Here is a 23,211-nt window from a genome sequence, read left to right as displayed (position 1 = left end):
TATTATAGTAAAAATTGATTGTTTCTATGCAATAATAGATTTTATCTATAACCCTACATAACTGATTAATTACTAAAGTGAAACTTATAAAACCATTCAATAAAAATTTGATTGCTTTCAATTTTTTTAATTATCGCAGCCTTTTGCGAGATAATGTCAGAATAATAAAGTGAACTACTGTCAATATGTCGGTATTTTATTAAATTTGCGATCTGAAATTATAGTTAGTCCATGGAAAATATTATTAAAGATATCGATATCATCAGTGGGGAGGAGGCAAAAACCTGTGATTTTAAGGTAACAGCTGAAGAAAATACAGGTAAATCGAGGCGGTTGTACATCGAAAGCTATGGTTGTCAAATGAATTTTTCAGATAGTGAGATTGTCGCCTCTATCATGAAAGAAACAGGATTTGATACAACTTCAGATTATAAAAATGCAGATGTCATATTTCTAAATACCTGCTCCATAAGGGACAAGGCAGAACAGACTGTCCGCAAAAGGTTAAGTCAATTTAACCAAATCAAAGGTGCCAATCCTGAATTGAAAATTGGGGTATTGGGATGCATGGCAGAGCGATTGAAAGAAAAGCTATTAGAGGAAGAGAAGTTGGTTGACATGGTGGTAGGGCCGGATGCTTACCGTGATTTACCCAATCTGGTTGGGCAAGTCGAAGAAGGGCAAAAAGGGATCAACACCTTTTTATCCAGAGAAGAAACCTATGCCGATATTTCTCCTGTTCGCCTCAACTCAAACGGTGTGAGTGCCTTTATTTCTATCATGAGGGGCTGTGACAATATGTGTTCATTTTGTGTAGTCCCTTTTACCCGAGGCAGAGAAAGGAGTCGTGACCCCTATTCGATAACCAAAGAAGCCCAGGAATTATTTGACAATGGGTACAAAGAAGTTACCCTTCTGGGGCAGAATGTAGACAGTTACAAGTGGTCTCCTCAAGAAAACAATAAAGCCAGGCTCAATAAAAAAGAGGCAGAAATTAGTGAAGTTGTTCATTTTTCTGACTTGTTGGAAATGGTTGCCAAAGTTAACCCAAAACTTAGGGTCAGATTTTCTACCTCTCATCCCAAGGATATCACAGACGAGGTCTTGTATACCATGCAGCGATACGACAATATTTGTAAATACATTCATTTACCTGTGCAAAGTGGTAATAGCAGGATCTTGGAATTGATGAATAGGACCTATGATCGCGACTGGTATCTCAACAGGGTTGAGAAAATACGTGAAATTCTGGGTGAGGATTGTGGCATATCTTCCGACATGATCGCAGGTTTTTGTTCAGAGACAGAAGAAGAACATCAAGATACTCTCAGCATAATGGACATTGTTCAATATGATTTCTCTTATATGTTCTATTATTCAGAGCGACCCGGCACCTTGGCAGCGAAAAAATATCCTGATGATATTCCATTAACAGTAAAAAAACGCAGGTTGCAAGAGATCATAGATAAACAAAGTAGTTTATCTATGGTGCGACATAAAAGAGAGATAGGCCAAATCCAAGAAGTACTGGTGGAAGGGATTTCCAAAAGATCAACAGAACAGTTAAAAGCGAAAAATTCAGCAAACAAAGTGGTGATTATTCCAAAAGGTGATTTGAGGATTGGCGACTATGTCAAGGTGAAAATCACGGATTGCACTTCTGCTACCTTATTTGGAGAAATCATCAATTGATAAATAACAAAACCATGATCTCTATCAGTGCTTCAGAAATTTTGAGTATTAAACAAAGGTTTGGGATAATTGGAAATAGTCCATTATTAAATCATGCCATTCAGGTAGCCATGCAAGCTGCACCTACAGAAATGACGGTATTGGTAACCGGTGAAAGTGGCAGTGGTAAAGAATCTTTTTCTAAAATTATTCATGCACTGAGCAAACGAAAGCATGGCAAATTCATAGCAATAAACTGCGGGGCCATACCGGAAGGAACGATTGATTCTGAATTATTTGGACATGAAAAAGGCTCTTTTACCGGTGCTCACGAGGCAAGAAAAGGTTATTTTGAAGTCACAGACGGTGGATCAATTTTCTTGGATGAAATTGGGGAAATGCCTCTAGGCACCCAAGCCCGCTTATTGCGTGTGCTAGAAAATGGTGAGTTTATCAAAGTTGGTTCTTCAAAAGTATTAAAGACGGATGTTCGTGTAATTGCAGCCACCAACGTCAACCTATTAAATGCAGTAGAAAAAGGGAAATTTAGGGAAGACTTGTATTATAGATTAAACACTGTTCCCATTTTTGTCCCACCTTTACGACAAAGAGGAGAAGATATCGCCTTGCTATTTAGGAAGTTTTCTACCGATTTCTCTGAAAAATACTTGGTAAAACCCATTACCCTTTCCCAAGATGCCAGAGATTTACTTTTAACCTTCCCTTTTCCTGGAAATATCCGGCAATTGAAAAATTTAGCCGAGCAAATTTCGTTATTGGAGCAGGAAAGGGAAGTTGATGCAGAAACGCTAATCAAGTATTTACCTAAGGAAAAAGCAGTTTACCGGCATCAATTCAAGGGAAAAATGATAAGAAAGAATCATTTTCTGACTTTTCTGAGCGAGAGATTTTGTACAAAGTCCTTTTTGACATGAAAAAGGACATGACAGATTTAAAAAATTAATTTTAGAATCCTATCATTCTGGAGGACTGGACCAAAACATTATGAAAAAACATCAAAATCTTTTTGATGATATGGAATCAACCAACCAGTATGAAGAGAGTAACACACCATCCAAAAATCTACCGCTTGTTTTGGAATCTTTAGGAGCAAAAAAAGAAATAAAGGAAGAAGCAGAGATTGGAAGAAAAAATTATCAGGAGGATATCATTGAAGACATTATACACGAGGAAGATGATCATTCACTTTCTTTGGAGAAAAAGGAAAAGGAATTAATTACCAAAGCCCTAAAAAACACCATAATAAAAGAAAATATGCAGCGATGGATTTGGGCATTTCAGAAAGGACATTATATCGGAAGATCAAACAATATGACATTCAATAAAATCTGCTTATACTTTTTTGTTTAACAGTCTTGTTTTCAGCCTGTAAAGTAGAATACAGTTTTACAGGTACCACACTTGATTATAATGTTACGAATACTTTCTCGGTCGCTAATTTCTTCAATGATTCAGGAGGAGGGCCTGCCAATATGGGGCAATTGTTTACGGAAGACCTAAAGGATTATTTCCAACGAAACACACAACTGGAATTGATACAGAATAATGGTGACCTGCAATTTTCAGGGGCTATTACGGGTTATACCATCAGTCCTCAGGCAACAGTTTCCAGTACCAACGCGAATCAACCTGATAGGGCCGGTCAAATGCGTGTCACCATTCGAGTGGAAGTAGAATTTGTCAACACAAAAAACGAAGAAGAAAACACGAAAAAACCTTCTCTTATTTTCAGGACTATGACCCAAGCAGCACCACTCTCTTGGAAGTTGAATCAGAATTGGTAGAAACTATTTTTGAAGGTATCATACAGGATATTTTCACTTCCACTGTGGCCAATTGGTAAAATTTGTTAAATTTAACATCTACACTTAAAAAGAAACGTTGTGAACGCTCAAGGATTTTTAGACTTAATAAGTAAGGCCGATAATCTTGAAAATGCAGATTTAAAAAAGCATTGAAACTTCAAGAGAAGTATCCCTACTTTTTAGCGCCTAAAGTACTTGCTGCTAAATATGAGTGGGACAAAGCTTCAGGAGCCTCCAAAACTTTGCTTCATTGGGCAGCCGTAGTTAGTCCGGATAGGAAAAGATTGAAAAGCTTACTAACAGGAACCTCACCTATTGTACAACACCATCCAATTGAAACGCCTCCGGTAGCACTTGATGAAAATAGTGAATCCAAAGAAATAATAGCCCCTTCAGCGCCTCCATTTCCTGAAAAAACAAATACTCAGAAAGAAGAAGTGGTTACGGATAATACTTCCAGACCGAAAAGAGATGAAATTTTAAGGCGATTAGAGGAAAACTTAAAGAAAATCAAAAAACAGCTCCTTCATCCAATACGAACAACCAAGAGCAAGTAAAAAAAAAGGAGGTCCGGTCCTAGAAAAAGAGGTTGAGAAAAAAGAACCTACCACGGAAAGCAATAAAAAGCCAAAAAAGCCTGCTACGAAGAAAAACAAAAAGGCCCAGCAAAAATTAATTGATGAATTTAAGGAGAAACCTATTCGCCTCACCAAAGATAAATTGGATGAGTCTGTTGCATTGCCTGACTTGTCTGAACAAAGCACTCATTTAAATCACAGTATGCTTTCAGAATCCTATGCCAAATTATTGGTCAAGCAAAACAAAAAAAATGAGGCCGTGGAAATATATCAAAAATTAATATTGAACTTTCCAAAGAAAAGGGCTTACTTTGCAGACCAAATTGAGAAGTTAAGAGAATAAAATAATATAACAAGCATGTTTACAGTAATCATAAGTATCATCATCGTTTTGGCCGTTTTATTAATTTTGGTCATTTTAGGTCAAAATTCTAAAGGGGGTGCAGGAGCAGCTTTTGGCGGAAGTGCCTCACAAATCATGGGTGTCACCAAAACAGGGAATATTTTAGAAAAAGCTACATGGGTTTTAGCCATTGCAATTTTGGCTTTATCACTGGGCTCTTCTGCCTTTCACGAGAGCAGTAGCTCCTCAGGGTTTTCTTCTCCAAATGTAGAGAATGCCCAAAAACAAATTCTAACTCCGTCCTTTGACGACCAATCCATTTTGCCTGCTGAAGGAAATGAAGAAGATGCTACAGAAGAAACAAGCCCCGATACTGAAGAATAAGTAATTCTGTTTACCGAAATTTTAAGGCCTGTTGAAATCAACAGGCCTTTTTTATTTGAAATTTTAATATTATTTAAGGATACAAAAATTGAAGATGAGCGGGAATATGATTAAATTGACATTTTAAAATCCTAAAAAAACAACTCAAAGTTTATATTTATGTTTGAAAATCATTTAAGTCTGGAAGATTTAGGCGCTGATAAATGGCCTAATGTCATTTTATGGGCCGCTCCTGTGATGTTTTTATTGGTTTTTATAGAATGGGGCATCAGCTTATATCAAAAAAAGGACACTTACGATAAAAAAGATTTCTTGGCAGCCTCCACTATTGGACTGGTGAATGTAGGAATTAGTGCATTGATCAAGGCCTTCACTTTTGGTGTAGCCTTGTTTTGTTGGAACATTGTACCATGGAAAATCCCTGCCACCTGGTGGTCATTTATCTTTTGTTTCTTTGCCATTGACTTGGCCAGATATTGGGCCCACAGGGTCACTCACGAGCAACGTTTCTGGTGGGCTACACACATTACCCACCATAACTCTGCAAAGTATAATTTCTCTGTATCCTTCCGTTTAGGCTGGACCCAACACATTAAAATTATTTTCTTTGTACCTGTAATGCTAATGGGCTTCAACCCATTCGTTTTCTTTATCTGTCACCAAGTGGCCGTATTGTATCAATTCTGGATTCATACTGAATACATCAATAAACTTCCTAAGCCAATTGAATACTTCTTTGTTACCCCATCCCACCATAGGGTTCACCATGGAAGCGACGAGCATTATTTAGATAAAAATTACGGCTCCACTTTTATCATTTGGGACAGGATTTTTGGAACCTTTATGGAAGAGAGAGAAAGACCAACCTACGGCATCACCAAACCTGTTACTTCATACAACCCTGTTTATTTGGTGTTTCATGAATGGGTGGACATTGTGAAAGATATCCGTAAGGCAAAAGATTCTAAAGAAGTTTATCAAATCTTGTTCGGTAAGCCTGGAGATGAGGTGATCAAAAACAGAGAATTGAGGGAACAAGCAGAAAAAGAAGGCGTTCAGGAAAAAACTACGGTTGAAAGTACTGCAAAAAGTAGTCCTACTCCAATTTTGGTTTCCAATGAAAACTCACTATTGAAAAAGGAAGATTAGAAACAATCAAACACATAGAATAAAAAAAGGGAAGCTAGTCTTCCCTTTTTTTATTCTATTTCAACATGTTTAAGTAGCAAGCGCTTGCTTATAGGCAGTAAGCTTTGCTCCAAAGGAATAGCATTTTTTGACACAATACGCCATGTGGACGGGTTTGGCAGGTCTTTGAAATTTTTGATCAAATCCAATTTTATCTGATTGCAGGTTTTGGTAACACTTTTCTTGATGGCAGCAATAAATTTGAGAGCAATGCCCCTGTATTTGTCCAAATTATTTTGAAACAAATTAATTTTGTACCGGTACACCAATATTTCTTTAGAGTAACCATTAGAGACCAATGCATAACCCTCTTTCTGGTAAAGAGCGGATAGTCCCACTGGTTCTATCTCCAACTGATTTTCAATGAAATCATATATACTTTTCCCCTCTTCAATGTGTTTTTTTATTTGAGGCAAAGCATAGTTAATTATACTTGCCAGTTCTTTCATAGTTTCATCATCTTCGGTTTTACTTTTATAGTTAATGGATACTTTTTTCAGATCAATTGACTGAATTTCTTTAGGGAATTTTGAATTGATTTGATTTCTATTCGCATCAAAATTTTGAAGTTTTTGGTAATGCGAAATTAACTCTGCCAGAGGTGGGTAAAGTTTTACTGACTTGAATTCACGTTCAACTTCCTTTAGATAGGCCAAAAGCAAATATTTTTTATACTCAAAATCAATCAAGCCTTCAGCTATCCAGTTGTCTGATAAATTTCTCATATTTTATCACTTTAAATTTTTTCAAATAAAATACGTAAATATGTCAGGATTAGCAACACCCAACCGCAAAAATGACAGGACTACAAAATTCTTTTCTTGACCGGCCTGACAGGATTGAAGCCTAATCAAGACTTTATGTCAGTAAAAAAGTAAAATAATGGATTGGCACAGAAAGTGTAAATAAGGATTTTGTATTATAGAAATCAAACTTTAAAAATAACTAAATCACATGTCTAAAGTTAACATCCAACCTCTAGCAGATAGGGTTTTGGTAGAACCCGCTGCCGCAGAAGAAAAAACGGCTTCAGGCCTTTATATCCCTGATACTGCCAAAGAAAAACCACAAAAAGGTACAGTAGTAGCTGTAGGAAATGGCAAAAAAGATGAGCCATTGACTGTAAAAGTAGGCGACACTGTTTTGTATGGTAAGTACGCCGGCACTGAGCTTTCTGTAGAAGGTGCTGATTATTTGATCATGAGAGAAGCGGACATCTTCGCTATTCTTTAATTACAGGTCTAATAATTAAGTTGAATTAATTTAAATTAAAAAAATTTTAAAAATGGCTAAGGAATTATTTTTCAATACCGACGCAAGGGATCGTCTAAAAAAGGAGTTGACGCTCTTGCTGATGCAGTTAAGGTAACACTAGGACCAAAAGGCAGAAATGTAATTTTGGACAAAAAATTTGGCGCTCCAAGCATTACTAAAGATGGTGTGACAGTAGCCAAAGAAATTGAGCTAGAAGACGCTATAGAAAACATGGGCGCTCAATTGGTAAAAGAAGTAGCTTCTAAAACTGCTGACGATGCGGGTGACGGTACCACTACTGCCACTGTATTGACACAGTCAATTTTTTCTGTAGGTATCAAAAACGTAGCTGCAGGCGCAAATCCAATGGATCTAAAAAGAGGCATTGACAAAGCTGTAGAAGCAATTGTTGCTGAGTTAAGAGCTGCCTCTAAAGAAATCTCTACCTCTAAAGAAATTGCACAAGTAGGTACTATTTCTGCCAACAATGACTCTGAAATCGGTGAAATGATTGCAGATGCTATGCAAAAAGTTGGTAAAGATGGTGTGATCACTGTAGAAGAAGCTAAAGGTACTGAGACAGAGGTTAGAACTGTTGAAGGTATGCAATTTGACAGAGGATACCTTTCTCCATATTTCACCACCAATACTGAAAAAATGGAGGCTGAATTGGAAAACCCATACATCCTTATTTACGATAAGAAAATTTCTGCAATGAAAGAATTGCTACCTGTGTTGGAGCCAGTTGCTCAGTCAGGTAGACCATTGTTGATTATCGCAGAAGATGTAGACGGTGAAGCTTTGGCTACATTGGTAGTAAACAAAATTAGAGGTGCCCTGAAAGTTGCAGCTGTAAAAGCTCCAGGTTTCGGTGACAGAAGAAAAGCAATGTTAGAAGATATTGCTACTCTTACAGGAGGTACCGTGATTTCTGAAGAAAGAGGTTACAAGCTTGAGAATGTTACCATTGATTACCTAGGAACTGCTGAGAAAGTAAACATCGACAAAGACAACACTACTGTTGTTAATGGTGCAGGTGAAAAATCAGCAATTGAAGCTAGAATCAATGAGATCAAATCTCAAATAGAAAAAACTACTTCTGATTACGACCGTGAAAAACTTCAAGAAAGATTAGCTAAGCTATCAGGCGGAGTTGCTATTCTTTACATTGGTGCGGCCACTGAAGTGGAAATGAAAGAGAAAAAGACAGAGTTGATGATGCCCTTCACGCTACTAGAGCAGCTGTACAAGAAGGTGTAGTTGTAGGTGGTGGTGTAGCACTTATCAGAGCGTCTGTAGTCCTTGAAAATCTAAAAGGTCTTAATGAAGACGAAGATACCGGTATCAACATCATCAAACAGGCTGTTGAGGCTCCACTTAGAACAATCGTTTCTAACTCAGGTGGTGAAGGTTCTGTAGTTATCAATAAAATCAAAGATTCTAAAGGAGATTTTGGTTACAATGCAAGAACCGATAGTTACGAAGACTTATTAAAAGCAGGTGTTATTGACCCTACTAAAGTAACTCGTCTCGCTTTAGAAAATGCTGCATCTATTGCTGCATTGTTATTGACAACCGAATGTGTGGTAGCAGACATTAAAGAAGAAGCTCCAGCTGCTCCTCCAATGGGTGGAGGAGGAATGGGTGGAATGATGTAATCCCATTTTCTTTAAAACTTATAAAGGGAAGCACATGTGCTTCCCTTTTTTTATATAATTTAAGAAATTTAAAGAGAAGCCCATCGTCCGTTTCAAAGCCCGAAATTGTATTAAAAGGAATTCCGGAATCTTAAATAAGACGATTTAATTATTGTTTTTTCCGTTCAGGGCAATAATGAATGAAAATAAAACTAAAAACTTTTAATAAAATTAAGGAATAGAAAATCAGGTGATTATTTAATTTATTTTTGAATTTTGACGCTATTCCGCTGTCAAAAATTTCACACTTTATTTTAATAGTGGAATTATAGTGTTAAATTTCCGGTGTAAGAGAACGAGAGAGAGAAAAGTTTTTATTCATATATCAATGTATCCATTCGATTTAATTGTTTTAATTGATGATGACCCTATTAATAATCTGATCAATAAACGGTTAATCAACAAATTAAATCTATCACCTAAAACCATTGAATTTTTAGAGGCTGAAATGGCACTTCAATACCTCAAGGATCCAAAATTGGAAAAAAGTTATTGATTCTTGTTGACATTAATATGCCTGTTATGAATGGTTGGGATTTTTTAAGCCAATATTTGGAACTTGAAAATGGAAGGAAAGATCGTATCATTATGCTTTCTAGCTCCATAGATTTTCAAGACAGACAAAGATCCAAGGAGTTCCCTTTTGTCAGCGGTTTTATTGAAAAACCATTGACACACGAAAAACTTAATTCTTTATTGTAAGGTAGCAGGATGTTTCTTGGCCTTCTCTTAATCTTTTAAAGATTAGGTAGCTTTGAGATGGCTTTTTAAGCCTTTTCTTAATTAGAAACTATAAAAGTGTTTTATTTCTAAATCTTCAAAAGAGAATTCACTTTATAAGCCCAAGTGTTGCTTTGCATGTTCAATGGCTTCAGTAGAGTTTTGAACCCATGCTATTTTATTGGCCGGAAGCAAGGCATTTAATTCCTCCTCCCTACTTTCATCCACAGCCCCAACTTGCCTGATATACACTGCCTCTACCCTACCCGGAAATTTTTGAATGACTTCAGCGTAAATTTCAGGGTCATGTTGGCCACTATCCCCAATAAGGACAAAGTTTAGCTTGGGATAAAAATTCATCAGAAATGATATTTTATCTACTTTATGCACATGACTCCCTCCACCGGATTTCCAAATATTCCTTAAACTCATGTGATGATCTTTCAATAGTATTGGACCTCTGGGGATGTTTCTATAGTTCATAAAATCTTTTATCAGGTCAAAAAGATTCCAGTCGCTACTTGAAACATAAAACACCGGGTAATCACCATTGGAAGACAATAACCGGTAAAAACCACTAACCCCGGGAAATGGCCTCCTGGTATAAGCATTTTTGGAAACCGAAAGCCAGAATTTTTCTTGAATATTTGTGGCTTTGGATATAATGATGGTGTCATCAATGTCTGAAATTATCGCCCTTGGAAAAGTCTTTTGAAACCTTAATACACTCTTCTCTATAAAACTCTTTTCTGCTTTCAACCCTTCCTCTTCAACTAAGGAAAATTGAACAGTATTGGCCATTTTTTCCTTTTCATTGCCAATTTTATGATACCGCTCAAAAATCCCTTCCTCATCCGTTATCAAAATAATTTTCCGGTCTCCCAAACTTAACTCAATCTTAGCATCAGGCACACTACTTCCCGCATACCTTCTTAAGGTTGCGAGAATATTGTGAAAAACATTTTGCTTGTCTGAGGGCCTGCTTTGCTTATAGGCTTCTACCACACGACCTTTTACAAAAAGGTGTGTGTCATTGCCTAATACCACAAAAACTTCAATACGTAAAACATCAAGTTTACCCAATTTTCTTTTCAATAAAGAAAATAGGTATCTAAAGGGCCAAGTCAACCCTCTTAACACATAAAATTGCTTCATAGTCCATACCCCTCAAATCCCAGGCCAGCTGCAGTCCTGATTTTTGAATAGGCTATGATTAGGTCTACATATACACTATTGTAAACCAGCTGAGAGTCAAATAAACTTTTTTCTCTGGCATTGATCAAAAATAATGAGCTCTCTCCCATATCGAATTTCATTCTCTCCCCTCTTAACAATGTTTCCAAGCCCTTAATATTTTGAGACAAAAAACTTAATTGGCGATTTAGTACATCATATTCATTGGTAACTTTTCTAAGCTTTGCAGCCAACTGCTCAAGCTTCAGATCTCTTTTATAATTTACATCTTTGATTTTCACCTTTGTCATGCCTAAATCTCCTCTTTCTTTTCTCAACAGTAAAGGAGTAGAAACCTGTATACCAAATTTATAATTGTTTTCATAAAACCCTACTTGCTCTAATCCACCAAGAGTTTCAGTTAAAAAATTGTATTTCAATTTAATTTTTGGCTTTAACTGCTCTGCTTTGTACCTTCGTTCTATATTTAAATATGCCAGGTCATAATCTAGCATGCGCAACTCCGGATGATTGATTAAAGCCTGATTGATGTACTCCTCGTCCAATGTCAACTCATTGCTTCCTACAAGGGGATCAGGGGCTATTGAAGGGGATAAATCTATTGAGTTTTGATCAGCGTCCCACAGGTAAACATTTAATTCCTGCATGCTCGAAAAAAGTATAGCCTGCCTTTTGAAATTTTATCTCTCGATTCAATACCTGCGTATAAGCTTCTAACGTATCAATAGCCGGAAGATCTCCTTGCTCAAAACTGCCTTTTACAGCTTCAAATCTTTCCTTAGCCACTCTCAGGCCTTTCTCATTTACTTTTAAATCAGCAAAAGCGCCAGCCCATTTCCAGTAAACCACCGTAGCATCATAGTACAAGAGGTTTAGGCTTTGTCTTCTCTCCTCCTGAGTTGCTTTATTGTAAATCTTGGCCTGTTTTATTGCTGCTCTGCGCTTATCGATCAATAGCCCATTACCAACATTGATTGAGGCCCCTAGAGAATAAAGTCCATTATCCGGTACATTATGCTCCGGGTTTAGGTAAGCACCACGATTTTTCTCGAAAACACCATGAAGTTCAACTCCTGCAATGGTAGGAACGACAAGCTCTGCCTCTTTTTTATTGTAATATTCTTTTTCTTGGTACTGTTTCTCATCAATACTCCCATATAAATAAGGGTCAAATCCCCCTCGGGCTTTTCTCACTTCTTGTGTTCCAAGATCTAATAGTAAATCCGCTTGTTTCGCAACGGGATGATATAATTTCACCCATTCCATGAATTGGTCATAGGAAAGCCGATTGTCTTGTGCACTTAAAGACGAGGACAAAACCATCAACAGTCCAAGTAAACTTAAGCTATTTCTCATTTCGTCTGTTTTTTCAATTCCTTTGACTCCTGAAGGGTGTAATAATCCGGTGGGAACCCATTCATTTGTCGCCATATTTCATACCAGACAGGAACATCGTTCAGTAAGGCTATCCCATCAGCACCAGCACCAATTCTTAAAGCCTCCGGCCAAGGTTCCTCATCCGGGTCTGGAACCACCAAAACCCTATATTTATTGTTGGCACTGGTGAAATTGTCTACTGCCATGACTGTGCCCCCAAATGTTCCATTGGACAGCTCTGGCCAACCTGAAAAGACAATTGCCGGCCAGCCATCAAAAATAAATCTTATTTTACTGTCCAGCTTCACCAAAGGAAGATCTATAGGGTCAACATAAATTTCAACAGCCAAAGAATAATTTTGGGGCATGATACTTATTATCTCAGCCCCCTCCTTAATGGTTTCTCCAATACCTACCTGAATGGCCTTGGTTATATAACCGGATTGGGGTGCTAGCACATAATACATCCCTGACCGCACCGTATAATTGGTGAGGGTATTTTTTAATTTATTGACACCAGCCTCGGCATCGTATTGCCCTGAAAGCGCTGTAAACCTTTCGGAATTTACCTTGGCCAACTTATCCTTAAAATCATTATCAATTGCATTCAGCTCTATTTGGGCTGTAATAAATTCATTTCGGCTTCCCAGTAATTTATTTTCTGCGCTTAAGGTTTTTGCCTTAGCTTCTTGAAGTTTTATTTTCCTTGTTTCTAGGTCTGTTAGTGACTTCAAGCCTTCCTCATATAGCTTTTCCATTCTGAGGTATTGTTTTTCCGCCACAGCAAAATTCACCTTTTCAGCCTCCAGCATGATACTATCAGAAAGAACCTTCAAGTTAGCTTGCCTAAGTTTATTTTGCCCTTGTTCTTTTCTCAGTTTGTTGTTCTGCTCCAAAGCCGAAAGCTGTTGTTGTTGGGCTTTAATTTTTTCTTCATAGGATTTCACAGACAACTCCTTGGCTTCTACTTGCAATTGTGTCCTGTCCAATAAGTCCGGATCCATGTATTGCTCTTTAACTTCTGAGAGATAAAGTATGGTATCCCCTTTTTCCACAAATTGTCCTTCTTGGACGTACCATTTTTCAATCCTCCCCGGGATGACAGAGTGAATGGTTTGAGGCCTATGTTCAGGCTTTAAAGCCGTAACGGTACCTTTAGACCGGAAATTTTGAGTCCAAGGTAAAAAGAGACTAACAAAACCGGCCATCAGCAAATACAATAAAATTCTTATCCTTCTTCTGCTTTGGTTACTTGAAAGTGTCAACCCGTAACTTTCAAAAGAATCGAGATCAATTAATTCCCTGATCGAATTTCTAGAAATATTTAACATATGATCAACGGTTTTTCAAGTTGTTTTGGTAAAATTCATAGCCGGAATAATTCCCTTCATAGGCAACTTTTCCGGCTTCCATCACTACAATTTTTTCTGCTTTGTTCAAAAGAGTTTTTCTGTTAGACACCAAGACTAAGGTCCACGGACCGGAAAAAATAAAATCAAAAACCTTCTCAGATTCTTCTTTACTTAAGTAATTGAGCTCTTCTTCCAACAATAGTAATTTGGGCGTAAAACATAAACTACGTGCCAATACTATTTTACTTATGAGTGAATTATTTAGGTTTTTACCTTCCGGTAATAGTACAGTTTCCAAATCATCTTTCAGCCGATAAACAAAATCATTAAGCCCCACAATCTCTAAAACTTCTCTCAATTTCGTTTCGTCTACTCCTTCTTTGCCTACCGTAATATTTTCCCTTATCGTACCATGAAAAATAGATTGCCTAGACAGACTATCTCCTATCATGGACCTCAGCTTTTCTAAAGACAAAGTATCCATTGGCAACTTATTTACTATAACATTCCCCTGATAATCTTCCATCAATCCGGCCATAACTTGCAACAGGGTACTTTTCCCGGCTCCACTTGACCCTGTAAGCACTACTTTCTCTCCTTCTCTGATCTGTAAATTGACATTATTGAGAATCGCATACTTTTTATCAATAGATTGAAGGCTAAGATTTCTAAACTCATAAGCTAGGCCTGACATATCTTCATTAAATACATTTGCTTTACCTGTGGACCTTTCTAGATCCATATCCATTATGAGCCCAAGTTTTTCTGTGGCTGTAAGCGTATCATATACTGTTTCTAAACTTAGAATTATCTTTTCTACCGAATTTATGATAAGCACAATAATGATTTCTGCTGCTACAAACTGACCAATACTTATTTCATTATTCAAAAGCAGTAAACTACCTGCCACCAATAAAATCACCACAATAAGCACCTTAAAAGCAATCAATGACTTGAACTGAAAAATCAATACTGCAAAATGTGAATTTCGGAAATCGACATATTCTTTCACCAGTTCGTCTACCTTTTTAAAAGGCAAGGAAGAAAAACCAGAAAGTTTGAATGTTTCCAAAGTTCTAGCTATTTCCTCTAACCAATAAGCCAAGGCATATTTTGCTGATGATTCCTTCAAACTGGTTTTCATCCCCTTTGGACTAGTGAATTTAAAAATCAAATAAATGGTAAGAACCAAAACAAGGGAGAAAATGATAAAAAACGGGTGGTAAATTGCGAGCAAAATCAAACCAAAAAAGACTTGGAGAGACGCTGTACTAAAATCTATTAGCAGTTTAGAAAGTCCTTTTTGCAAATTAATGGTATCAAAAAATCTATTGACCAATTCAGGTGCATAATTGCCTCGCAAAGCCTCCATCTTTAACCTTGGTAGCCGGTAAGCAAATTCAATGGCTGACTTACTGAACACCCTTTGTTGTAATTTTTCTGATAAGTACAGTTGGCTTACTTGCAAAAAGCCACCAAAGATCACACCTAGCGCAACCACAATAACCAATATGACCCAGGAAGTGGTAAGCCTCCCTCCTAAAATAAAGTTTAAAATTGCCTGAATCCCCAGGGGTAAGGACAAGGAGACCAAACCGTTGAGTACAGCATAAAAATAGATGGCATAAATCTCTTTCTTCTCACTCTTTAACAAACTAAAAAATCGTTTTAGAGGAGTATTAATTAATTGTTCATTCATCTTTTAAGCGAATTAAAAACCATATTGTAATAAAAATCTACTTTATTCTGTCCATTAAAATTTTCTTCAATTAAGTCAGCCATGTGCCTTTGGCTAAATGTATTCAGAATACTTGACCAAATAAGTGTCGATACCAATACTTTTGGGAAGGGAAAATCCGGCTTGTAAGCGATAATCAAATCTTTTAGCCGTTCACTAAAATCATAAAACTGTTGCAACATTTTACTTTTAGTATCACTTTTTAACTCCCTTATCATAAAAGATTTGTTCGATTCTTCCCACACAACTCTATTAAGAGAGTGAATGTTTAAGTATTGATTCTCTTGGTATAATGGGCCTTCCACAAGGAGAGAGATGGCCATTTTTAATTTATCAGCAGGACTTTCTAAGTTAGCTGTGCAATAAACTAGGTTATATTCTAGCCAGCCCCAATACCAATTGATGTAATACAACAACAATTTGTTTTTGTTCTCAAAATACCTATAAATCGCAGCTTCTGTACACTCAACTTTACTCGAGAGCATTTTAAAATTAAATGCTTCGATACCCTTGACTTCAATTAAAGCAAGGCTTTCCTTGAGAATTCTCTTCCCTAGTGCTGAACTTAATGGATCCTTAATGAAAATATCATGACTTACAGGTATAATAATATTTCTCATTATTCGATGCATAGCAAACTATAAGTAAGTTTTATTCAACAATAACACATCAAACTTATTTCTTGTAAGTTTAACTAACCGGGAGCTTATGCCTGTACAGGTTGAGGTATAATGTTGAAAAATTGGGTTTATTGAACCGGGTTATTTTTATTTTCTTGGTAAGAGATATCGCCTAGCCAATACAGGTAAAGCACTTTAGAATACCTGAGCATAATAGGCAGCAATAGCACATTGAAAAACACGACAGAAAGGATATAAACCATAAGGTCAGGATCGTCAAAAACATAATTTAGAACAATCATAACATTCACAAACAATGCAACGGACAGTGCATAACTAATGTACATGGCTCCATAATAGAAGTCCGGTTCTGGAACGAGTTCTGCACCGCAATTGGGACAGTTATGATTCACATCAGATAATTTTCGAAAGCTAAACACCGAGACAGGGAAGATGTTACCTTTCCTACATTTCGGGCATTTGGCTTTTGCGATGGCGCCTATTAAGCTATTATTTTCATTCATTGATCAATTAATTAGCGTACTTCGTCCAAATCATAATCTTTCCCTTTCCCCCAGCGCAATAACTCTTCAAGTTCATAATGCTCTAAGGTATCCAAATCTTTCATTTTGAAATTCTCCCTGCCTGTCCTTTCCATAACTTCCAAATACCTGATCTCCCCAAAGTTTACAAGTTTATAAACTCGGCCTACTCTTATATTGTCTATTGCTAAAGGCATTCGGAAAATTTTTAAAATCGGGAAAATACTGTTTGTTATCCTCTTCGCTAGAAGCTGTCACTCAAAGTTAATTTCTTTTCTTTTTAAAATCGATTTGTGAAGCAAAAGGTTTCATATTTCTAAACTGAAATGAATTAAAATTTATGAGTAGTTAAAAATGTTAGGGAGATCTTGAAATGTTCACAAGTTATTTTATCCTAATAATTAAAATTTCCCCGATAATCTATTAATTTTGCAACTCATAAAAAATTGCTTAAAAATGACCGCCACCAAAAAGTTTATTATTGATTTTGACAGCACTTTTACAAAGGTAGAAGCTTTGGATATTTTAGGTGAAATTAGCCTTAGAGATGATCCGGCCAAAGCTGAAAAGCTACAATCAATAAAGGACATTACTGATCAGGGAATGGAAGGTAAACTCACTTTTAGAGAGAGCCTTGTCAAGCGGGTAGAGATTTTGAATGCCAACAAAGATCAAATCTCTGAATTGATTTCTGAATTAAAGAAAAAGGTTTCAGATTCATTCCAAAGAAACAAAGAGTTTTTGCTTGAAAACCGAGCTGACATTTATATCATTTCCAATGGTTTTAAAGATTTTGTCAGTCCTATCGTGACCAGTTATGGTATCAAACCGGAAAATGTCTTTGCCAATGAATTTGTTTATGACGAATCGGGTAAAATCATCGGTTTTAATAAAGACAATCCTTTGTCTAAAAACAATGGAAAGCCTGAAACAATCAAGAAGTTAAATCTTAGTGGTGACATTTATGTAATCGGTGATGGATACACGGATTATGAAATCAAAGCTTCAGGTGTTGCCAATAAATTTTATGCTTTTACGGAAAATATTCATAGGCCCTCAGTTTCTTCAAAAGCTGACCATATTGCCCCTAGCTTAGATGAGATTCTCTATGTGAATAAAATGAATAAAAAGTTTTCTTATCCAAAAAGTCGAATCAATGTGCTTTTATTGGAAAATGTTCACCCTATAGGAGTGGAGTTAATGAAAGCAGAAGGCTACAATGTAGAAGTCATCAGTTCCGCACTTTCAGAGGAAGAACTTGCTGAAAAAATAAAAAAAGTATCTGTTCTGGGCATCCGTTCTAAAACTCAGGTTACCAAAAAGGTTTTAGAAAATGCAGACAGGCTTATTTCTATAGGTGCTTTCTGTATTGGTACCAATCAAATTGATCTGGAAACATGTCAGGAAAAAGGGATTGCTGTATTCAATGCACCCTTTAGCAACACCAGATCAGTTGTGGAACTTGCGATTGCAGAGATAATCTTCTTAATGCGTGGGATGATAGAAAAGACCACCAAAATGCATGAAGGTAAATGGAATAAAAGTGCCAATGGAAGTTTTGAAATCAGGGGTAAGAAACTAGGCATTATAGGTTACGGCAATATTGGGTCACAATTATCAGTTTTGGCCGAAAACATGGGCCTTAATGTATATTATTATGATTTGGTAGAAAGACTTGCCCTAGGGAATGCCACGAAAGTAGATTCTTTAGACGAGCTTCTCGAAACTTGCGATGTGATTTCATTGCATGTGGACGGCCGAAAGGAAAATGAACTTTTGCTAGACCAAGAAAAAATCGCGAAAATGAAAAAAGGTGCCTACCTTATTAACCTAAGTAGGGGGCATGTGGTGGATGTTGCTGCACTTCGAGATGCATTAAATTCCGGTCATCTGGCCGGGGCAGGAATAGATGTATTTCCTAAAGAGCCTAAGAACAATTCAGAACCTTTCGAATCGGCCTTGAAAGGATTGCCAAATACTATCCTTACCCCTCATATAGGAGGAAGTACTTTGGAAGCTCAGCAAAACATTGCGCGATTTGTACCGGGAAAAATCATTGAATACATCAACACAGGAAATACTTACAATAGTGTAAATTTCCCTAATATACAGTTGCCTTTCTTGCACGATGCGCACAGGCTAATACATATTCACCATAATGAGCCGGGCATCATGGCTAAAATAAATAACGTTTTGGCAGCTTTTGATATAAACATTGTGGGTCAATATTTAAAAACCAATGAAAAAATTGGTTATGTCATTACGGATATTGACAAGGCTTATAGTAGTAAGGTAATAGACGAACTGAAAGCCATACAAGGCACCATCCGATTTAGAGTATTGTATTAAGACAAAAAAAGGGGGACTGACAAGCAGTCCCCCTTTTAAATATGGTCCGAATCATGGAGTGTTACAAACCTCCAGTTAAACAAGATTTGAGCTGCGCTTTTCTCGCAACCTTCCACTGTTATCCTGCATCATAAATGATACGAGGTCTTTCCAAAGAAAGATGAGGCCTGGTTTTGAAAATGCGCTTCACTCGGTATATTAATCAATTGTGAAGTTTGAACATGTCGCTGACCCGAACCACAATGCAAATATACAATCAATATGAGGAAACCTCAAACCTAGACTTCCAGTATTTGCTCCATGACTATAGAAAGAGCTATGCCTTAACCGCTTATTTTATCTTTTAAAAACAGCCTACAAAAAATTGTATTAAGAAATTATTTTATTAATTTAAAACCTTTGGCAATTGATGTTTGGCGTGGATAATTACCCATTAGCATTCACCTGACAGAACCTTTAATTATTTATAATAATGTATCAAATCAAAAAAATCATTGTTTGTCTTGACCAATCAGAGATGGACAAAACATTGGTAAAATTTGCCGCATTTATCGCAAAGAGCAACCAATCTAAGAAGATTTATTTCACAAATATTATTAGAAATTTAAGCATCCCTAAGGATGTGTTGGCCGAATTCCCTAACCTGATCAATAATATGGTGGAGGAAAGGAAAAGCCAAATGAAACAAGTAGTAAAGGAAAATTTGGATCCGGATTTGGAAATAAACACCAGCTTTGTTGTTAGAGAAGGTCAACTTTCCAAAAAATACTCAAACTTGCTAGTGAAAAGTCTGCAGATATAATCCTGGTGGGTAAAAAGACCACTATCAGCGGCTCCGGGGTGATCACACAGCGCTTGGCAAGAAGGGCTTCATGCTCCCTTTTAATTGTCCCTGAGAACAGTAATCCTAAGGTAAAAAGAATACTTGTTCCTAGTGATTTCTCAGACTATTCCAAAGATGCCCTTGAGGAAGCCATTGAAATTACTGAAAAAATGGAGGTAAGTCGGAAATCCTGTGCCAAAATGTATATTCAGTCCCATCAGGTTACCATTTTACAGGGAAAACCTATGAAGAGTTCAGTGACATTATGCTCAAGCATGCCGAAGTCAATTATAAAAAATTTATCCGGAAGATTGACACCAAGGGATATAAAATTAAACCCCTCTATACAAAAGATGAAGACGATGATCCGGTTATTGACATTATCAATAAAGCACAAGAAATAGAAGCAAACCTCATCATCATTGGGGCCAAAGGTAGAACAGCCGCCACAGCCTTATTTATAGGCAGCCTCGCAGAACGGCTCATTCAAGTCAATAATAAAGTTCCTTTACTTGTAACAAGACCAAAAGGGAAAAATGCCGGAATCATAGAATATATTCTTGAAATTTAACTTATTACCTACGACAAGATCAACTTTAGGACTTATTACGAATATTTCATAACTTTAAATTGTATAACAATAAAACATGCTATGAATTTCAAATCATTGTTTATTTTATTAATATCCTTGTCCTTCTTAAGTTATGATGCACATTCCCAATTGTTGCGCAAGATAAAGAGAGCGGCATCTCAAGGGGTTTCAAGAGCTGTTGAAAAAACAGTGGAGAAAGAAGTTGAAAAAGCTACCCAAAGGCAGCTTGAAAAAACTTTTAGAAACCTATATGGAGACCTCGGAGAAAATACTGAGGGAGATACTACCGGTCAAGGTGGATCCTCAAATGGAACTACATATGATTTCAGCAAAGTGATGGGATCAATCAATATGAATGTTGATACGGAAAGTGAGTATAGCTTTACGGGATTGGCTGTGATAGAAATCAAAAGCACCAATAAAAAAGGAAAAGAAGAAGACCCCGTAAATTTTAATTCCTTCCTAACAGATAATTCTGAATATTATGGAATGGAATTTATAGATCCCGAAGGTAAAAATGATTCTGAAAAATCGATCATTATTATGGATCATAAAAACAATGCAACTGTCATTTTGGTAGAGAATGAGGAGGAAAAATCCAGTATGGCTTTCGGAATGGATTATGGTGGCATGATGGATAACTACCCGGTCGATAATGACGGGAATTCTCTAGGAAATGGTACCTTTGAAAAAACAGGAAATACCAAGGAAATTTTGGGCTATACCTGTGAAGAGTACCGCATGGAGTCTGAAGATTCGGAAGGCACATATTGGATCAGCAAAGAACCTGTTGAAGGATTAGAAGGGTTTTGGAGCAAAAACAGCCCCCTAATTACCAAAAAAATGAAGGAACAAAACAGCTCATATTTCACCAGTTTCCCAGATGGAAATATCATGGAAATGTATTTTACAGACAATGATGAAGGTGTTTCTTCTCAAATGAAAATTATCAAGATTGACACCAACCAACCTAGGTCATTTGAGTTGGCTGACTATCCAAACCCAATGAAAGCTAATTAATAATGCTTAAATATTTCACCATCCATTGATCATTTCTATTATAGTTGCAAAGGCCACCAACAATGCCATCGGCCTAAAAGGAGACTTGCCTTGGCGCCTACCTGCAGACCTTAAGCACTTCAAAAAAACTACAGCAGGCCACCATGTTATTATGGGCAGGAAGACTTTTGAAACTTTGAATAAACCACTACCCGGCAGAACACATTTAGTGATTACCAGTAATCACAATTATAAAGTTCCTGAAGGTCATGAGGTGGTACACAGTTTGGAAGAAGCAATTGCCATAGGAAAAGAAAAAGGGCTAGAAAAAATTTTTATTCTGGGAGGTGCAGAAATATACAAGCTGGCCTTACCTTATAGTCAAGAAATGATCATAACCGAAATTGAAGCTTTTCCTGAAGCAGATACCTATTTCCCGGATTTTGACAAAGAAAACTGGGTAATTTTCGACAAAAGTATTCACCACAAAGATGAAAACAATCCATTCGATTTTGCGTTTGTGACCTATAGAAGAAAAGCTGTTCCTTAAAGTTATTTTTAAGTGAAGATTTCTTATAAAAACACTCATTGCTCAAAGGAAACAGTTAATTTTGAAACCAATAATGGTTAAAACCGCGTCACATGCATAAACCTGTTACAGCAGAAATCATATCCATAGGCGATGAATTGCTCTATGGCCAAATACTTGACACCAATAGTAAATGGTTAAGTGAAGAGATGGATAAAATTGGCGTAAGGGTTACAAGAAAGACAACGGTCGGAGATGATCCCCAAGCCATGAACCGTGCGTATGAAGCTGCTTCAAGAGAGGTGGACATTGTTTTGATGACAGGCGGCTTGGGACCTACCAAGGATGACCTGACCAAACATGTCTTGGCAGACTTCTTTAATGCTTCAATAAAGTTATTCCCTGAAGCTCTTGAAGATCTGCGGAACTTTTTCGAAAGTAGAGGCAAAGAATTAACGCCCACCAATCAAAGCCAGGCCAATTTACCTTCCAATTGCACATACATTAAGAATGCCGTTGGGACGGCTCCTGGAATGTGGTTTGAAGAAAATGGTGTGGTCTGGATGTCTATGCCCGGTGTCCCTCATGAAATGCGATACCTTATGGAGAATGCCGTCATCCCTAAGATCAAAGAGAAATTTAAATTACCTGTAATCTATCATAAACTGATCAAAACAATTGGCATAGGCGAAAGTTGGTTGTCAGACAAGATCTCAGTATGGGAAGAACAATTACCTTCCCATATACGCTTGGCTTATTTACCCTCATTGGGTGAAGTCAAATTGAGGTTAACGGCTTTTGGTGAGTCCTTACAAACTTTGGCTGAAGAGGTAAAAGAACAAACCATTAAGTTGGAGCCATTGATCTCGGAATATATTTATGGGTACGACACAGACTCTATTGCCTCTTCTTTAGGCCATGAACTGATTCAACGGAAAGAAAACCTAGCCATTGCAGAAAGCTGTACCGGAGGTTATTTAACCCATGTCGTTACCAGTATTCCCGGGTCTAGTAATTATTACAACGGATCCATTGTCCCCTATCACAATGACTTCAAAGAACAGTTGCTTGGTGTAAATCCAAATACCCTTTCCACCAAAGGAGCTGTAAGTGAAGAAACTGTGATAGAAATGAGTAAACAAGTTAGGCTAAAGTTTAACGCAACTTATGGGTTGGCCACTAGTGGAATTGCTGGTCCCGGAGGAGGAACAACTGAGAAACCTGTGGGGCTTGTATGGATTGCTTGTCATGATGGAAAAAATTGCAGGACACGCAAATTACAACTCACAAAAGACCGTCTTATCAATATTCAACTAACAAGTACTGCCTCTTTAAACTTATTGAGGGAGACAATCTTACAAAATACTAAATAAAATTTAGGGATTTTCCTTTTGTAAACCAATTACTAAATTTTAGTTTTATAGCTAGGGAGATT

At 37.0% G+C, this 23,211-nt stretch carries 20 protein-coding genes and 4 pseudogenes; 15 read left to right on the top strand and 9 right to left on the bottom strand.

Annotation, left to right across the window (positions count from 1 at the left end; translation table 11 throughout):
- Window positions 1-231 precede the first annotated feature (231 nt).
- The 7 genes and pseudogenes from miaB to WG932_RS28825 all read left to right on the top strand — a co-directional run bounded on the left by miaB (window position 232) and on the right by WG932_RS28825 (window position 5,951).
- Complete coding sequence (gene miaB, locus WG932_RS28855; RefSeq protein WP_149393885.1) at window positions 232-1,692, top strand: tRNA (N6-isopentenyl adenosine(37)-C2)-methylthiotransferase MiaB; 1,461 nt, start codon at window positions 232-234, stop codon at window positions 1,690-1,692.
- A gap of 14 nt (window positions 1,693-1,706) precedes the next feature.
- Window positions 1,707-3,017: pseudogene (locus WG932_RS28850) on the top strand (sigma-54 interaction domain-containing protein).
- A gap of 3 nt (window positions 3,018-3,020) precedes the next feature.
- Window positions 3,021-3,535 (top strand): annotated as a pseudogene (locus WG932_RS28845) (LptE family protein).
- A 111-nt stretch (window positions 3,536-3,646) separates the two neighbouring features.
- Entirely contained in the window at window positions 3,647-4,054 is a 408-nt protein-coding gene (locus WG932_RS28840; protein WP_483086196.1) for a hypothetical protein, read from the top strand.
- 163 nt (window positions 4,055-4,217) lie between these two features.
- Window positions 4,218-4,418, top strand: a complete 201-nt coding sequence (locus WG932_RS28835) for a hypothetical protein (RefSeq protein ID WP_483086195.1) — start codon at window positions 4,218-4,220, stop codon at window positions 4,416-4,418.
- Between the two features lie 15 nt (window positions 4,419-4,433).
- The gene (gene secG / locus WG932_RS28830; RefSeq protein WP_014021062.1) at window positions 4,434-4,802 is read left to right on the top strand and encodes a preprotein translocase subunit SecG; all 369 of its coding nucleotides are present in this window, start codon (window positions 4,434-4,436) and stop codon (window positions 4,800-4,802) included.
- A gap of 159 nt (window positions 4,803-4,961) precedes the next feature.
- Window positions 4,962-5,951 carry a sterol desaturase family protein gene (locus WG932_RS28825; RefSeq protein ID WP_014021061.1) on the top strand — a complete coding sequence of 330 codons (990 nt, stop codon included), beginning with the start codon at window positions 4,962-4,964 and terminating at the stop codon, window positions 5,949-5,951.
- Between the two features lie 50 nt (window positions 5,952-6,001).
- On the opposite strand, the gene WG932_RS28820 is transcribed toward WG932_RS28825, so the two are convergent.
- Window positions 6,002-6,715, bottom strand: coding sequence for a hypothetical protein (locus tag WG932_RS28820; protein WP_014021060.1), 714 nt, complete (start codon window positions 6,713-6,715; stop codon window positions 6,002-6,004).
- A gap of 229 nt (window positions 6,716-6,944) precedes the next feature.
- On the opposite strand from WG932_RS28820, the gene WG932_RS28815 reads away from it, so the two are divergent.
- The 3 genes and pseudogenes from WG932_RS28815 (at window position 6,945) to WG932_RS28805 (ending at window position 9,643) form a co-directional block, all read left to right on the top strand.
- The gene (locus tag WG932_RS28815; RefSeq protein ID WP_014021059.1) at window positions 6,945-7,223 is read left to right on the top strand and encodes a co-chaperone GroES; all 279 of its coding nucleotides are present in this window, start codon (window positions 6,945-6,947) and stop codon (window positions 7,221-7,223) included.
- Window positions 7,224-7,275: 52 nt separating this feature from the next.
- Window positions 7,276-8,902, top strand: a pseudogene (groL, locus tag WG932_RS28810) (chaperonin GroEL).
- Window positions 8,903-9,433: 531 nt separating this feature from the next.
- On the top strand, window positions 9,434-9,643 hold the full coding sequence (locus WG932_RS28805; protein WP_483086194.1) for a response regulator: 210 nt from the start codon (window positions 9,434-9,436) through the stop codon (window positions 9,641-9,643).
- Window positions 9,644-9,775: 132 nt separating this feature from the next.
- On the opposite strand, the gene WG932_RS28800 is transcribed toward WG932_RS28805, so the two are convergent.
- The 8 genes from WG932_RS28800 to WG932_RS28765 all read right to left on the bottom strand — a co-directional run bounded on the left by WG932_RS28800 (window position 9,776) and on the right by WG932_RS28765 (window position 16,681).
- Entirely contained in the window at window positions 9,776-10,816 is a 1,041-nt protein-coding gene (locus WG932_RS28800; RefSeq protein WP_014021056.1) for a phosphatase domain-containing protein, read from the bottom strand.
- Window positions 10,813-11,502, bottom strand: coding sequence for a TolC family protein (locus tag WG932_RS28795; RefSeq protein WP_483086193.1), 690 nt, complete (start codon window positions 11,500-11,502; stop codon window positions 10,813-10,815). Before WG932_RS28795 ends, WG932_RS28800 begins: the two co-directional genes overlap by 4 nt.
- Window positions 11,468-12,211: a hypothetical protein gene (locus WG932_RS28790; RefSeq protein WP_483086192.1), complete on the bottom strand. Its 744-nt coding sequence runs from the start codon at window positions 12,209-12,211 to the stop codon at window positions 11,468-11,470. Before WG932_RS28790 ends, WG932_RS28795 begins: the two co-directional genes overlap by 35 nt.
- Entirely contained in the window at window positions 12,208-13,563 is a 1,356-nt protein-coding gene (locus WG932_RS28785; protein ID WP_014021054.1) for an HlyD family secretion protein, read from the bottom strand. The genes WG932_RS28790 and WG932_RS28785 overlap by 4 nt, the downstream gene beginning before the upstream one ends.
- A 4-nt stretch (window positions 13,564-13,567) precedes the next feature.
- Window positions 13,568-15,283: a peptidase domain-containing ABC transporter gene (locus WG932_RS28780; RefSeq protein ID WP_014021053.1), complete on the bottom strand. Its 1,716-nt coding sequence runs from the start codon at window positions 15,281-15,283 to the stop codon at window positions 13,568-13,570.
- Complete coding sequence (locus WG932_RS28775; RefSeq protein WP_157466749.1) at window positions 15,280-15,942, bottom strand: TetR/AcrR family transcriptional regulator; 663 nt, start codon at window positions 15,940-15,942, stop codon at window positions 15,280-15,282. Before WG932_RS28775 ends, WG932_RS28780 begins: the two co-directional genes overlap by 4 nt.
- A 128-nt stretch (window positions 15,943-16,070) precedes the next feature.
- Window positions 16,071-16,355 carry a DUF983 domain-containing protein gene (locus WG932_RS28770; protein ID WP_483086191.1) on the bottom strand — a complete coding sequence of 95 codons (285 nt, stop codon included), beginning with the start codon at window positions 16,353-16,355 and terminating at the stop codon, window positions 16,071-16,073.
- Between the two features lie 122 nt (window positions 16,356-16,477).
- The gene (locus WG932_RS28765) at window positions 16,478-16,681 is read right to left on the bottom strand and encodes a hypothetical protein (RefSeq protein WP_014021050.1); all 204 of its coding nucleotides are present in this window, start codon (window positions 16,679-16,681) and stop codon (window positions 16,478-16,480) included.
- A gap of 259 nt (window positions 16,682-16,940) precedes the next feature.
- On the opposite strand from WG932_RS28765, the gene serA reads away from it, so the two are divergent.
- From serA to WG932_RS28740, 5 genes and pseudogenes are all read left to right on the top strand, one after another.
- On the top strand, window positions 16,941-18,833 hold the full coding sequence (serA, locus tag WG932_RS28760; protein WP_014021049.1) for a phosphoglycerate dehydrogenase: 1,893 nt from the start codon (window positions 16,941-16,943) through the stop codon (window positions 18,831-18,833).
- Between the two features lie 472 nt (window positions 18,834-19,305).
- A pseudogene (locus WG932_RS28755) lies at window positions 19,306-20,227 on the top strand (universal stress protein).
- A gap of 81 nt (window positions 20,228-20,308) precedes the next feature.
- On the top strand, window positions 20,309-21,268 hold the full coding sequence (locus WG932_RS28750) for a DUF4412 domain-containing protein (RefSeq protein WP_014021047.1): 960 nt from the start codon (window positions 20,309-20,311) through the stop codon (window positions 21,266-21,268).
- Between the two features lie 25 nt (window positions 21,269-21,293).
- Window positions 21,294-21,797: a dihydrofolate reductase gene (locus tag WG932_RS28745; protein WP_014021046.1), complete on the top strand. Its 504-nt coding sequence runs from the start codon at window positions 21,294-21,296 to the stop codon at window positions 21,795-21,797.
- A 92-nt stretch (window positions 21,798-21,889) separates the two neighbouring features.
- Window positions 21,890-23,149 (top strand): competence/damage-inducible protein A, encoded by a 1,260-nt coding sequence (locus tag WG932_RS28740; protein WP_014021045.1) that lies wholly within the window; start codon window positions 21,890-21,892, stop codon window positions 23,147-23,149.
- Window positions 23,150-23,211 lie beyond the last annotated feature (62 nt).

This window comes from Cyclobacterium sp. SOCE241 (assembly GCF_056867545.1).
Note: the sequence above shows the minus strand (reverse complement) of the source record. Positions and strands in the feature narration are given on the sequence as shown.